Raw genomic sequence first — 14,419 nt, forward strand, 5'->3', positions numbered from 1 at the left:
GCTTATCCCTCCGTCCCGGTCTTGGCCGCTTCGTCGCGTGCCGGGTTGATGTCCATTGCGTGTTCGGTGCTCATCCCCGGCTGCCAGGCAAAGCGCGACAGGCTTTCGAGCGCCAGCAGCACCGCGCCGACGACGGCCAGGAAGACGCCGAGGTCAAAGAGCGCGGCGGTGGCCCATTCGAACTCCTCCAGCGGCGGCCAGTGCAGGTAGCCGAAGTCGCTGGTCAGGAAGGGCTTGCCGTTGAACCAGGCGCCCATGCCGGTGGCGGCGGCGATCAGCACGCCGGAACCGATGATGGCGTGATAGGGGTAGCGCTGCCGCTCGGTCGCCCAGGCAAAGCCTGAGGCCATGTATTGCATGATGATAGCGATCGCCGCGACCAGCCCGGCGATGAAGCCGCCGCCCGGCAGGTTGTGGCCGCGGAAGAAAATGTAGGCAGCCACCATCAGCGCCAGCGGCATCATCACCCGGGTTGCAACGACCATCATCAGCGGGTGGGCGTCGCCCGCCTGCGGCAGGTCGGGTTTGCGGTTCAGGAGATAGGCGCGCACACGGCTGTTCAGGACGGTTTCGGTCAGGGCAAAGATCACCATGGCGGCGATGCCCAGCACGATGATCTCGCCAAAGGTGTCATAGCCGCGGAAGTCGACCAGAATCACGTTCACCACATTGGTGCCGCCGCCGCCCTTGTAGGAATTGGCGAGGTGGAAGTCCGAGATGGTGGGGAAGGCGAAGTCGCGCATCAGGAGCGCATAGATCAGCCCGCCGGCACCCAGGCCCGCCACCACCGAGATTGCACCGTCGCGCAGGCGGGTGAGCACGGGGGTTTCCACCGGCGTTTCCTTGGGCATGAAATTCAGGGCCAGCAGCATCAGGATGATGGTGACCACTTCCACCGAGATCTGGGTCAGCGCCAGGTCGGGGGCCGAAAGGTAGTTGAAGGACAGGGAGACAACCAGCCCCACCACACCGATCAGCACCAGCGCCAGCAGGCGGTTCCGGTGCTTGGCGACGATGAACAGGGTTGCCACCACCAATGCGAACCAGCCGGTAACCGGCAGGATGCCCGGGTCCTGCACCATGCGGGTTTCAGCGCCCAGAGTGCCGCCGCGATAGGCGAAATAGCCGACCGCCACAGTGAAGGTGACCATAATTGCCGCGTAGCGGGTCAGGACGCCGTTGTGCAGCCCCTCTGTCACGAACTGGCTGAGCCGGGTGGCCGCGCCGATCAGGGCCTCGAAAATGGTCTTGGCCTCTGGCCGGGGCATTGCGTTCCACGCCCGCTGCAACGGCCGGTGCAGCGCCAGCAGGATCAGGCCGCCGATGGTGGCCGCCGCCGACATGTACAGCGCCGGCGTCAGCCCGTGCCAAAGCTTGAGCGAGTAATAGGGCAGTTTTTCACCGCCGATCACCGCGCCTGCGGCGGTGGCGACCATCGGCCCGGCAATCTTGGCCGAGGCGAGGCCGATCAGCACCACCAGAAGCACCAGAAACGCCGGACCGATCCACATGCCGGTGCCCGGATCATGCGGGTGGCCGGGGTAATCGTCGCGTTTGGGGCCAAAGAAGACATGGGCGATGAAGCGGAAGGAATAGGCGGCGGAGAACAGCGCCGCCACCGTGGCGAGGGCGGGCACGATCAGATGCGACCCGTTCCAGATGGTGTGGGCGGTTTCCTCCAGCATCATTTCCTTGGACAGGAAGCCGTTGAGGGGCGGGATGCCCGCCATCGACAGAGCGGCCACCGCGCCGATGGTGAAGGTGACCGGCATCAGGTGGCGCAAGCCCCCAAGACGCTTGATGTCGCGGGTGCCGGCCTCGTGGTCGACGATGCCTGCGGTCATAAACAGCGCCGCCTTGAAGGTGGCATGGTTGATGATGTGAAAGACAGCCGCCACCGCCGCGATCTTGGTGCCAAAGCCCAGCAGCATGGTGATCAGGCCAAGGTGGCTGACGGTGGAGAACGCCAACAGCGCCTTGAGGTCATCCTTAAAGAGGGCAATCACCGCGCCGACCAGCATGGTGACAAGCCCTGTGGTGGCGACGATGTAGAACCATTCCGGCGTGCCGGCCAGCACCGGCCAGAGGCGTGCCATCAGGAACAGCCCGGCCTTCACCATGGTTGCAGAGTGCAGATAGGCCGAGACCGGCGTCGGGGCGGCCATCGCGTGCGGCAGCCAGAAATGGAACGGGAACTGCGCGGACTTGGTGAAGGCGCCCAGCAGGATCAGGATCAGCGCGGGCAGGTAAAGGTCCGAGGATTGGATTGCTTCTTTGTTTTGCAGGATCACGCTGAGGTCGTAGGAGCCCGCAATATGGCCCAAAAGCAGCATGCCCGCGATCATAGCCAGCCCGCCGGAGCCGGTAACGGTCAGTGCCATGCGTGCGCCCTGGCGGCCTTCGGGCAGGTGCCTCCAGTAGCCGATCAGCAGGAAGGAACTGAGTGAGGTGAGTTCCCAGAACACCAGCAGCAGCAGGATGTTATCGGACAGAACGATACCGACCATCGCACCCTGGAACAGCAGAAGGTAGCTGTAAAACTGGCCCATCGGATCTTCGCGCGACAGGTAGTAGCGGGCATAGAGGATGATCAAGAGGCCGATGCCGAGGATCATCGCGGCAAACAGGAAGCCCAGGCCGTCGAGGAAGAAATGCGCGTTGAGGCCAAGCGCGGGCAGCCAGTCCACCGCGGCAAACACCGTCTCGCCGCGGAACACGGCGGGGATATGCAGCATCAGCCCGATGAAGGCGAGCAGCGTGGTCAGCCCGGCGGCAGAAGCCGCAGCATTGCGCCCGGCGCGGATCAATAGCGCGGGAAAGACGGCTCCGATAAAGGGCAGGGCCGCAATCAGGAAAAGGGACACGTGCAAGTCTCCTGTCGGGTTGGCGCGTCGTTTTTATTGGGCCAGTGCTAAGCAATTTTTTTGCCCGCAGCCACCCCGCCGCCCCTGATCCAGGCTTAATGCCGCAGCCAGAGGCGGAGTGAATACGCTTGTTACGGGCATAATTGGTCAACGGGCGCGCAATAACAAGAACTTGACCGGCGGATTCGGTCTGTTTCTGGTGATAGGCGGCGCCTGTGCTGCTAGATCTGAGGGCAGGCCCGGCGAGCGGGCCGGTGCGCGCAACAATCAGCGGAGGAAGGATGTCGGAAACAAAGGTGCAGGCCCCGAAGCCAACGCGGCGGCTGATGCTGCTGGGCGGCGCTGCGGCGGCTGCGGGATATGGCTATTGGTGGCACCGCCGCCAGCCGCCGGTACACGGCCAGCCGCGGCTGACGGCGGCACAGGCCTTTGCGCTGGCGCAGGCGGGGGAAGTCACCCTGGTGGACATCCGCACCCCGCGGGAATGGCGCGCCTCCGGGGTGCCTGCGGGCAGCCATCAGATCGACATGCGGCGTCCGGATTTCATTGAGGCCTTGCAGGCTGCGGCCGGGCCGGACCGGTCGGCACCGGTCGCGCTGATCTGCGCCCGCGGTGTGCGTTCCGCGCGGATGACGCTGGCGCTGGCCAGTGCGGGCTATACAAGTGTGATCGACGTGCCGGAGGGCATGCTGGGGTCTGGCGCAGGACCAGGCTGGATCGCGGGCAATCTGCCGGTGTCCCGGTGGGCGGAATAAGGCGGGAGGGGCGATGAACGCGCTTAAAACCACAGCGGCGGCAGCGGCTGTGCTGGCAGCGGTCTGGGGCAGCGCCGCGTTGGCGGGCTGCGGTGCGCAGCAGACAGCCTGCAGTGTGGAGGCCGGGCAGTATCATATTGTTCTGCCGCAACGGGACGCTGCGGAAGGCGCTGTTCCTGTGGTGATGTTCCTGCACGGCTATGGCGGCAGCGGCAGCAGCGTTTTTCGCAACAGCGGGCTGATTGAAGGGCTCACGCAGCGCGGCTATGCGGTGATCGCGCCCGAGGGGCTGAAGCGGGACGGCAGCGGTCCCCAGTCCTGGGGGTTCGGCCCGTTTGATGAGGGCCGCGACGAAGGCGCGTTCTTTGCCGCGGTGCTGGCGGATGCGGCGGAGCGGTTCGGCACCTCCAGGTCGCAGACGGTTCTGGCCGGGTTTTCAGCAGGTGCTTTCATGGTGCATTACCTGGCTTGCCGCGATCCGTCTGCCTTTGCGGGCTATGCGCCGGTTTCGGGCGCGTTCTGGCGGCCGCAGCCGGAGCACTGCAAGGGGCCGGTGCGGCTGTTGCAGGTGCATGGCTGGCGTGACGAGGTGGTGCCGCTGGAAGGCCGTGTCCTGGGTGGCGGACGGTTCGAGCAGGGCGATGTCTTTGCTGCGCTGGAGGTCTGGCGGGAAGCCAATAACTGTGCCTCCCACGCGCCGGACAGGGCGTGGAGCGCCGAGGGCCTGATGCGCCGCCGCTGGGACTGCGGGCCGGGTGCGGAGATCGAACTGGTGCTGTTTGACGGCGGCCATATGGTGCCCAAGGGCTGGGCCGCCCTGATGGCGGATTGGTTTGAGGATCAGCCCGCGCTTCGCTGAGGCAGGACGGGCGTCAGGCTGCGGCGGAGGTCTCCCGCCCCTTTGGCCTGTAAATCATAGATTTCCGGCAAAGCGTTGGGCCAGGCAGCGCGCCCTTTCGGGCGTGCTGCGGTTGCGTTCGCCGCAGGCCGCGCCGTGCGGCAGCGCGGCGCCGGGCCCAAGGCTGCCAAGGATGCCCCGGCGGCAGCCGGGGCATCCTGCGGGCGCGGGAGCCCCTGTTTACTGAATTTACTCTGCCGGGGTGCCGCGGGCGGGGCTGCCGTCCAGCAGCGCCTTAAGGTCAGCGCGGGCGGCACGGGCGGCGCGGGTGATTTGCGGTTCGGTGAACTCCTCCCGCGTGGCCATCCAGTTGCGGATGCGGTTCACCGTCTTGACACCAGAGAGCGCCGACAGCGGCACCGCCAGTACCAGCGACAGGGCGATGGGCACAAGCCACAGTGACACGGTACCGGTCAGGATGCCGGCCCAGAGCGCCACGCCGCTGACGGTTTCCAGCGCGTGGCAGGTGATCAGCGTGCGCAAGGAGTAGCTGCCGCCGTCGCGCGCCTGCGGCTCCCAGCCGCGCTGCAGGCCAAGGGCGGTGCGGAACACGGCAATCATCTGCTGCACCATCAGGATCGGCGCATAGAGGATGGCCAGCACCACCTCGGACACGAAGGACAGCGCGAAATGAACCGGTCCGCCGTATTCCGAAAAGCGGCTGCCCGTCAGCGGCAGCGCCATTGCGGCCAGCATCTTGGGCGCCAGCAGCATGGCGTAGATCAGGATGATCACCAGAACGTGCTTGGGTTCGGACATGTCAGGCCAGCTGGGGCGGAAGGGGTTGGCCTCGCTGAAGTAGCTGATGACTGACGCCTCTTCGCTGCGGCCGATCACAGCCCAGAGCACCAGCAGCGCAAACCAGACCGGTGCCATCAGATAGCCGATTGCGCCGGCAAACAGGTGAAAGCGGGAGATCGAGCGGAAACCCTTGGCGTGCAGCAGATTGAGGTGCTGCAGATTGCCCTGGCACCAGCGGCGGTCGCGCAGGATGTGGTCGATCAGGGTGGCGGGGGTTTCCTCATACGAGCCGCGGATGCGGGGCAGGAAGCGCACAGACCAGCCGGCCCGGCGCAACAGGCCGGCCTCGACGAAATCGTGGCTCATGATCAGTTTTTCGCTGCCGCCGAAGGGCGAGCGCAACAGCGGCAGGCCGGCGCAGGCGGCAAAGGCGCGGGTGCGGATGATGGCGTTGTGGCCCCAATAGTTGCCCTCGTGGCCGGCCCAGCGGGCGAGGCCCTCGGCCAGGGCGAGGCCGTAGACGCCATTGGCAAACTGCTGCATCCGGCCAAAGACCGACTGCGCGCCGATCAGCTGCGGGTAGCTCTGGATCAGGCCGGCGCCGGGATCGCGGGCCAGCGCGTCAGCCAGGCGGGCAATGGCGCGGCCGGTCATCAGGCTGTCGGCGTCCAGCACCAGCATCGCCTCGTACCCCGCGCCCCAGCGGCGCACCCAATCGGAGATATTGCCGACCTTGCGGCCCTCATTGTCGGCGCGGCGGCGGTAGTAGAGCTCAGTGCCCTCGGGCAGCATGGTGCGCAGCGCCTCGACGCTGGCGCGCTCCTGCGCGGCAATCGCATCGTCACGGGTGTCCGACAGGATGAACATCGCGTATTCATGCAGGCCGCCGCGGCCGTGCAGCTCCTGCAGCATGGTCTGGGCGTTGCCCAGCACATACCAGGGCACCTCATTGTAGACCGGCATCAGGAGCGCGACCTTCATCGGGCGGGCAGCGCCGCGGGCCGTGGTGCGCTCGCGGCGTGACAGGCCGTAAAGGCCGAGCAGCACGGTAGAGACGGTGAAGGCGATCCAGAAGAAGTTGAAGGCGATCAGCGCCAGCAGGATCACTTCCAGCACCGAAAAACCGCCGTCGGTGAACCAGCCGCCCATGACCCAAGTCAGGACGCCGGTCGCCGCCATTGCAGGCGAAAACGCCAGCAGGCGCCACAGTGCCACCTGTCGGGGCGCCGCGCCGCCGGGGGCGGCTGCGTCGCGAAAATCCTTGCTGAAGTCCTGTTCCGGCATTGCCAAGGGCTGTTCCGGAGGCATCAGATCACACGTAGTCATGCGGTCCACCTGTAAAGCCAGACCTCGGAGGCGGGGCTGCCGTCCTTCCTGAGCTGGGCGCGAAATTCGATGTGATCCCGGTCACCGGGGTCGAAGGTGAAGGCGAGACGCAGGCCGCCGGTTTCCGGGTTGCGCTGCAGCACGCCTTCGCTGGGCGCCCCATGGGGAGAGTGGATGTGGACGTCAAGGGTGTCCGGGTCGCCATCGAGCAGCGGATGCGAATCAAAGTCGATGGTGATGATCCGGCCGGTCCCGCCAAAGATGCGGGCGCCCTCGGCTGTGGACAGCACCCGCGGCAGCGGCAGCGGCGGCTCTTCACCCCAGGTAAGCCGGTAGGCGAGGTTGATCTCGCTTCCGGCGGCATAGGGTTCGCGCGGACGCCAGTAGGCTACGATGTTGTCGTAGATTTCCTTGTCCGCCGGGATTTCCACCAGGGTGACGGCGCCCTTGCCCCAGTCCTCCTTGGGTTCGACCCAGAGGCACGGGCGCTTGTGATAGAAGGCTTCGAGATCGTTGAAATCCGACAGCTTGCGGGCGCGCTGCATCAGCCCGAAGCCGCGCGGGTTAACGTCGACGAAAGAAGAAATCTGCAGGCGCTTCGGATTGGACAGCGGTCGCCAAAGGGTCTCGCCATTGCCATTCACCACCAGGAGGCCGTCGGTATCATGCACCGCAGGGCGGAAGTCGTCGAAGTCGTGGCGGTTCTTGGCGTCGAACAAGAACATCGACGTGAGCGGTGCCAGGCCCGTGTGGGTCAGTTCCTCGCGGGCAAAGAGCGTCGCCTCCACATCCATCACGGCGCTGCTGCCGGGGGTGATGGTGAAGCGGTAGGCACCGGTGACAGAGGGCGAATCCATCAGCGCATGCACCACCATGTGGCGCTGTCCGGGGGCGGGGGCCTCCAGCCAGAATTCGATGAACTCGGGGAATTCCTCCCCCTCGGGGTCGGCGGTCTTGAGCGCCAGGCCGCGAGCGGACTGGCCATATGTGTTGCCGGTGCCGATGGCGCGGAAGTAGCTGGCGCCCTGGAACACACAGAACTCGGTCTTCTTGCCGGGTTCGGATTGCTCGGTGCGCAGCCGCAGGCCGGAGAAACCGAGGTCGCCCTCGGTGGTCAGATCCGGCGCCTTGTCGGACTTGTCGAACAGTGACAGGTCAAAGGGCACCCGGCTGGACAGCCCGTTTGACACCGTGTTGATCTGGACGGCGCGGGGGAAATAGAGGCCCGGCAGAAAGAAATCGACGTTGTAGCTGCGTTCTGTCCGGGCCCACAGCGCGTCCTTGGAGCGGAACCAGCGGGCCTTGTAGTCGTCATAGGACTGGTCCAGCCAATCCTGCGGCACCGCCGGGCGCTCGGCAAAGTCTGAGGCGGCCAGGGCGCGTGCCTTGGCGACCACGGCATCGCGGGTGAAAGGAATGGCTTCGCTTGCCTGGCCGGGCAGGGCAGCCAGTGCGGTGCTGCTTAGCGCTGCGGCAATAAAAGAACGTCGGGTAAAAGAGCTCATTTTTTGGCTCTCCAAGGCTGTGACTTAAACCAGGCTGCGATGTAAGCGCAGACAATGATTAGAAAAAAGCCAACCAAGTTGGCGAATGCCGTGGTCATAACCGCGCGGTCGGTCTGGTCAAGCGCAAAGCCGATGAAACGGGCCAGCGCCATGGAAAAAACAAACACCGCAAGCGATTGCTGGCCGACTTTGGTAACGAGTTGCAGCAGAACCGCCCACACGCGTGCGCCCAGCGAGTGGCCTGTGGCGATCAAGCGCTTGCCGCCGGTGCCGGCAGCCACCCAGCCGAGATAGGCCAGCGACAGGAAATGGGTATAGCGCAGCAGGCCGAAGTCGGTCTTCTCGCGCCATTCCGCGGTGATCTCCCAGGTGGGGCGGATCAGACTGGCCAGATCCTTGTTCGCGGCTTCCACCCAAAGAAACACTTTCCAGGAGCCGAAGGGGGCGGACAGGATCACAAATGCTGCCGCCAGAATAACCAGTGCCTTGGACACCGGCGGCGCCGGCAGCCAGCCCTTCATGAAGGCAAAGCCGGTGAAGAACAGCAGCTGCCAGCCGAGCGGGTTGAAGAACCATTCGCGGTCCGACCAGGGCTCTGCCGAAAAGGAGACGCCGTTAGGGCCAAGACCGATCATATAGGGGTTGGCGATGAGCCAAATTGCAACCGAGGCGGCGGCCACGGTCCACAGGCCAACCTTTTCCAGCCCCATCATCAGCGGCATCATCAGCAGCACCACCAGATACATCGGCAGAATGTCAAAGTAGTTCGGCACATAGGTGAGCGTGAACAGGCCGGTAAGCTGCTGCACGGTGTTGGTAAAGAACCAGTGCAGGTTCAAAGAGCCGATGTAGCTTTTGCTGAAGCTGCCATAGAGGTCGAGCGCGGCCATCGATGCGGCGAGAAAGAAGAACAGGCCGATGTGAGCCCAGTAGACCTGCCAGCAGCGGAAAACGACGCGGGCGGTGCCGAGCATCCAGCCCTGGCGGGCATAGGAGCTGCCGAAGGCAATGGCCGAAGCCATGCCGGAGCAGAAGACGAAGATTTCAGTTGCGTCCGAGAAGCCGAACCGGGCCGGAATCCAGCTGGCCCAGCGGTTGCCGGGGACATGCGCCACGAGGATGATGAACATCGCGATACCGCGATAGAAGTCGAGCCGCGGGTCGCGGACGCGCGGCTGGGCTGCGAGCGGCGGAGGTGCTGCACGATTGGCAGCACCGGGGTCTTTCTGAGGCCCGGGGAAGGGCGCAACGCTGGACATTGGTTGTTTGGTCCTTGAAGGTCTTATTCGGCGGGAACACTTTCGGCGCCGGAAGGGTTCCGCCCTTCGGCGATCAGGGAACGCCGGGCGAGGGCGTAATTGTCCTCGGTGCCGCCGCGCTTGACGCGGCGGTCATCCAAGATTGCTTCGGCTTCGTCAAGCCGTCCTGCACGCAGGCCGGCGTCGATGGTTATCCGTTCGAAAACATCGCGTTGCGCGTGGCTGCCGCCGGCCAGTACCAGGCTGCTGCGGGCTGTGGATAAATTCTCGAATGCGGCCTTGTAATTACCGTCCCCGAAGGCCTCCAGCCCGTCGGCGGCGGCGCAGCCGGGAACCGCCATCCGCGCCTTGGCTTCGGATCCGCCGGTGCCGGCATCGGCGTGAATTCGCTGAACCAGCCGGTGCGCGTCTTCCTTGCGGTGGCCGGTCAGAGCCAGAAGATAGTGCAGATCGGCGAAAATCAGGCTGCCGTCCTCGGCGCGGGCGGCACAGAGATTCGCCAGCTCCTCCCAGCGGTTGCCTACGTTGAAGCCCTCCAGCTCCAGCCGCATCAGCAGCGAGGTGGCGTTGGAGATGTCGCGGTAATCGTCGGTCTTGTCCTTGCGGACCTCAGTGTCATAAAGCGCGAGGGCCTCATCCATGCGGCCGAGGTCCAGATACATCAGCGCCTTGTGCCACCAGACGTGATAGCGGAAGTTGTTGCAGTGGGCCCAGGCGCTTTCGCGCCCCTCCAGCCACTCCAGGCCTGCTTGGGCGTTGCCGGTCATGTCATGGACATGGGCCACCGCGTGCAGGCCCCAGGCGTCATCCGGCGCCATCCACAGGGCCTGGCGCCCGGTGTTGGCAGCGCGTTCGAATTCGCCGGTTTCCTCCAGCGCAAAGGAATGGCAGCCCAGCAGATAGCCGCGGCCGGCATGATCCGGCGCATAGGACGGCAGCACCCGTTCGATTGAGGCACGCATGCCCGCGGGGTCGCCCATGATAAAGCGGATGCCGTGGCTGAGCTTCATGGCCAGGGAGTCCTGCGGAAAGGCTATCAGCACTTCCTCCATCCGCTCAATCGCCTGGCTGGGGCTGCCGGCCAGCCAGGTCTCCAGCGCGTCGACATATTTGCGCTCGCGCGGGAGGGCACCCTGGTAACAGGTCTTGGCATCGTGCAGCGCCTGACGGGCGGCGGGCAGCAGTTCAGAGCGTCCCAGCATCAGAAGCGACAGCCCCTTGATTGCATGAGCCAGTGCAAATTCAGGTGCGGCTTTCAGAACCCCGCCCAAGAGATCTGCGGTGGACGCGGCGTGGGACAGAATCCCCACCTGCGCGGCATTCCAATCCTGCAGCGCTGCTGCATCCGTCAGGCTGCTGTCCTGGCCGAAGATATCCTGCGTCATATGAATCCAATCTATGTTCCGAATTGAGCGCTGTTTCGATGTCCTGCTGAACATTAGTTCATCGGATTGGTCCGGGCGAACCCCGCTCGCGGTTTGGTGATGGCCTGTGTGCATCCGGCTGTAAAATCTGCCGGATGTGTAGGATTTCCGTAGAAAATTCCGCAAGAGGCAGGGGGATAAAGAGGCGAAAACACCGCCGGTTTGGCGGTGTTTTGCCGGAAACTGTAACACTTGGCGAAATGCCGCCGCGGATTTATGCGCTCAGGACTGCCCGAAGGGGGTGCGGGAGGCCAGAATCTCCTCTGTACCCTCGCCGCATCTGGGCGGGGCGTGCCGGTAGGTGACCGGCGTGCGGGAGAAATTCAGCGGATTGCCCAGAAGCCTGACCGGGCCGGCAGCGGTTTCCATCCCGATCGCCATCCGCCGCGCATCGACCTGACCGGTGGCAAACAGGGTTTCCAGGTTTTGCACCGGGCCGGCCGGGACCTTGCGGGTTTCCATGGCTGCCAGCACTGCGTCTGTGGTGAAGCGCTGCACCGCCGGGATCAGGATCGCGTTCAGCGCATCGCGGTTCTGCAGCCGGGCGGGATTGGTGGCAAAGCGGGCATCCTCGGCCAGGCCTTCAAGCTTCAGGAACTCCATGAAGCGGCGGAACTGGCTGTCGTTGCCCACCGCCAGGATCACATGGCCGTCCGCAGTTTTATAAACGCCATAGGGCATGATGCTGGGGTGTTCATTGCCCCGGCGCCTGGGGATCTGGCCGGTGTTCAGATAGGCAACGCCTTCGTTGATCAGCCAGGCGATTTGGGCATCCACCAGCGCCAGGTCGATCTGCTGGCCTTCACCGGTCTTTTCACGGTGGTGCAGCGCCGAGAGGATGCCGATGCAAGCGTACATGCCGCACATCACATCGGCGATGCCGACGCCGGCCTTCATCGGCTGGCCCTCAGGTTCGCCGGTCAGCGACATGATGCCGCCGAAGCCCTGCGCCATGATGTCATAGCCGGGCTTGTGGCTGTTGGGGCCGGTCTGGCCGTAGCCGGAGATCGAGCAGTAGATCAGGCCGGGCAGCGCGTCCTTGAGGCTGGCATAATCCAGCCCGTATTTTGCCAGCCCGCCGGGTTTGAAGTTCTCAATCAGGATGTCGGCCTCTGCCGCCAGGCGGCGGATGGCCTGCTGGCCTTCTTCTGTTGCAATATCAATGGCAACCGAGCGTTTGTTGCGGTTGGCGGCCATGAAATAGGCGGAGAGGTCGGATTGCTGCCCGTCCGCGTCCGTCACATAGGGCGGCCCCCACTGGCGGGTGTCGTCGCCGCCGGTCTTGGGGTTTTCCACCTTGATCACCGTGGCGCCGAGGTCGCCCAGCAGCTGGGTGCAGGTCGGGCCTGCCAGGATGCGGGAGAGATCGAGAACCTTGACGCCCTGGAGCGCGCCATGGGGGAGCATGTCAGATGCGGCCATCGTAGCCTCCGCGTTCGATTACTGCTGAGATTACGGTGAATGTGTCTGCTGTCAGCGCGTCCCGCAAGGCGGCGCGCAGTTCGCTGCGGTTGGTGACGGTCACGCCGTTGCCGCCGAACGCCCGGCCCATCGCGGCAAAGTCGTGTTCGGCGAAATCCACGCCGCCGTTGGCAAGCTGGCGCTGGCGCTGTTTCAGTTCGATCAGGGCGAGGCTGGCGTCGGCGAAGACCACGAAGATGGGCGCCACGCCCATTTCCGCGGCAGTGGCAAGTTCGCCCGCGACCATCAGAAATCCTGCATCGCCGGAAAAGCTGACCACGGGACGCTCCGGCTGCGCCAGTTTGCGTCCGATGGCCATCGGCAGGGCGCAGCCCATGGTGCAAAGCGCGGAGGACTGGATCAGCCCGCGCGGCTCAGCGCACGCCCACATCTGGCTGAGCAGAATGCGGTGGGCGCCGCTGTCGGCGGTGGCGAGGGTTTCAGGGGGCAGCGCGGCGCGGCATTCGGCGATGACGCCGGCCGGGCCCCAGTCTTCATCCTGCGGGAAGGCCTCCGCCAGCGCTGACTTCACCTGCGCCAGGCGGCCATTGCTCCAGGTCTCCCGCGGGATGGTGTCTTCTGAGAGGGTTTCCAGCGTGGGGGCAATCGCGGTCAGAAAATTCAGGCCGGCCTGATGCATGTAATGGGTGTTGGCCTCTGGCGCGATGTCGATGACGTTCTGGCTCTCTACATCCCAGACATTGCGCCAGCCGGGGCGCATCTCGATCGGGTCGTAGCCGATGGAGAGGACCAGGTCGGCCTCGCGCACCAGGGGCAGCAGGTGCTTGTCTGCCAAAGGAGACAGGCCGGCACCGCCTAAGGCAAGCGGATGGGCTTCGGGCAGGATGCCCTTGGCCTTGTAGCTGGTGATGAAAGGGATCTGATGTTTTTCAAGAAAGGCGCGGATTGCCGGACCTGCATTTTCCTGCAGCGCGTCGAGGCCGATCACCGCCACCGGGCGCTCCGCCGCTGCCAGCCAGGAACGCGCCTGCGCCAGTGCCTCGCCGCTTGGCACGCTGGCACTTGCAGGCGCGCGGCGGATGCCGCGGTCCCTTGCCGGCGCATCGGCCACCGAGATCGGCACGTCGATATGCACCGGACCGTTGCGGGGCTCGGTTGCGATGGCAACCGCCTTGTCTGCGACCAGGTCTGCCGAGTCCGCATCCAGCCGGAACGTAGCCTTGGTGATCGGCGTGAATACTGCGCGGTGGTCGAGCACCTGATGGGTATAGCTCTGCTCCTCTGCCGCATCGACGCAGCCGGTCAGCACCAGCATCGGCACCCGGTCCTGATGGGCGTTGGCCACTACGTTGATGCCGTTCAATGCGCCGGGGCCGAGCGTGGCGACCAGAATGACCGGCGCGCCGTCGGCGTGGTGGACGCCTTCGCCCATGAAACCGGCGCAGTTTTCGTGTTTGGCCAGGTGAAAGGTGATGCCAGCCTTGGTCAGCGCATCGACCAGCGTCAGCACCTCGCCGCCCGGCATCCCGAAGGCGTGGCGGCAGCCCGCCTCGTGAAGCCGCCGGGCCAGAACATCGGCGGCACGCAGGGTTTCTGTCATCTTGTCCGTCCAATCCGTTGAATTGCCGTCAGATTGCCGAGGCTGCGCCTCTGCGCAAGTCCTCTCACGCCAGTGTGAGAAATGCTGCGGCGGTTTTTGGCGCAAATAGGGGTATGTGAGCGCAGAAAGACGCAGAGGGCTATTTCTGCGCCTGCTCAGCGATCAGGGCAAAACGCCGGTCAAGCTGGCCGGCCAGGGCCGCCAACCCTGCGCCGCCCTCATCCGCGTAAGGGGCAAAGACATGCGTCGGCAGCTTATAGGAAAGGGTGGCGCTGCCGTCCTCTTCCTCGGTCACATACATGCGCACGGGGGCCTCGATCATCGCAGCGGTGGAGACGGCGAGGATCTTGACCGCGAAGTCGTTGTTGAACAGGCCGATCACGCGGTTGCCGGGGATGGTGATGCCGCGGGCGGCGGCGGCTTGGGTCGGGCCGGCCTGGGTGACAACGCCCAGACCCTGGGCCCTGGCGGCGGCTTTGACGTCCGCGACCAGCTGGTCAAAGGGTTTGGACGTTTCATGCACGGCCCAGCCGTCGCGCGGGGCTATGCTGCCTGCAGAGGCTGATGCGGCAGTCAGGATCAATGCGGCGGTCAGGCATTTGAAAAACATGGGACTCTCCAAGGC

At 65.0% G+C, this 14,419-nt stretch carries 10 protein-coding genes; 2 read left to right on the plus strand and 8 right to left on the minus strand.

What is annotated here, in order from left to right:
• Positions 1-2: 2 nt before the first annotated feature.
• Positions 3-2,864 (minus strand): monovalent cation/H+ antiporter subunit A, encoded by a 2,862-nt coding sequence (locus AC5STB_RS15265; protein WP_495443656.1) that lies wholly within the window; start codon positions 2,862-2,864, stop codon positions 3-5.
• 281 nt (positions 2,865-3,145) lie between these two features.
• On the opposite strand from AC5STB_RS15265, the gene AC5STB_RS15270 reads away from it, so the two are divergent.
• The gene (locus tag AC5STB_RS15270) at positions 3,146-3,619 is read left to right on the plus strand and encodes a rhodanese-like domain-containing protein (RefSeq protein WP_495443657.1); all 474 of its coding nucleotides are present in this window, start codon (positions 3,146-3,148) and stop codon (positions 3,617-3,619) included.
• Between the two features lie 13 nt (positions 3,620-3,632).
• Entirely contained in the window at positions 3,633-4,478 is an 846-nt protein-coding gene (locus AC5STB_RS15275) for a CE1 family esterase (RefSeq protein WP_495443658.1), read from the plus strand.
• Positions 4,479-4,706: 228 nt separating this feature from the next.
• Here the strand turns inward: AC5STB_RS15275 and mdoH are convergent, their stop codons facing one another.
• The 7 genes from mdoH to AC5STB_RS15310 form a co-directional block, all read right to left on the minus strand.
• Positions 4,707-6,584: a glucans biosynthesis glucosyltransferase MdoH gene (gene mdoH, locus AC5STB_RS15280; protein ID WP_495443659.1), complete on the minus strand. Its 1,878-nt coding sequence runs from the start codon at positions 6,582-6,584 to the stop codon at positions 4,707-4,709.
• Positions 6,581-8,089 (minus strand): OpgD/OpgG family glucan biosynthesis protein, encoded by a 1,509-nt coding sequence (locus AC5STB_RS15285; RefSeq protein ID WP_495443660.1) that lies wholly within the window; start codon positions 8,087-8,089, stop codon positions 6,581-6,583. Before AC5STB_RS15285 ends, mdoH begins: the two co-directional genes overlap by 4 nt.
• A complete protein-coding gene (locus AC5STB_RS15290) occupies positions 8,086-9,348 on the minus strand; it encodes an OpgC family protein (RefSeq protein ID WP_495443661.1) in 1,263 nt (420 codons plus the stop codon). The genes AC5STB_RS15285 and AC5STB_RS15290 overlap by 4 nt, the downstream gene beginning before the upstream one ends.
• Positions 9,349-9,371: 23 nt before the next feature.
• Positions 9,372-10,733, minus strand: coding sequence for a tetratricopeptide repeat protein (locus AC5STB_RS15295; RefSeq protein ID WP_495443662.1), 1,362 nt, complete (start codon positions 10,731-10,733; stop codon positions 9,372-9,374).
• Positions 10,734-10,994: 261 nt separating this feature from the next.
• On the minus strand, positions 10,995-12,194 hold the full coding sequence (locus AC5STB_RS15300) for a CaiB/BaiF CoA transferase family protein (protein WP_495443663.1): 1,200 nt from the start codon (positions 12,192-12,194) through the stop codon (positions 10,995-10,997).
• The gene (locus AC5STB_RS15305; protein WP_495443664.1) at positions 12,181-13,794 is read right to left on the minus strand and encodes a thiamine pyrophosphate-binding protein; all 1,614 of its coding nucleotides are present in this window, start codon (positions 13,792-13,794) and stop codon (positions 12,181-12,183) included. Before AC5STB_RS15305 ends, AC5STB_RS15300 begins: the two co-directional genes overlap by 14 nt.
• A 139-nt stretch (positions 13,795-13,933) precedes the next feature.
• Positions 13,934-14,404: a DUF302 domain-containing protein gene (locus AC5STB_RS15310; RefSeq protein WP_495443665.1), complete on the minus strand. Its 471-nt coding sequence runs from the start codon at positions 14,402-14,404 to the stop codon at positions 13,934-13,936.
• Between the last annotated feature and the right edge of the window lie 15 nt (positions 14,405-14,419).

The organism is Leisingera sp. CC-HEC093, from assembly GCF_059429195.1.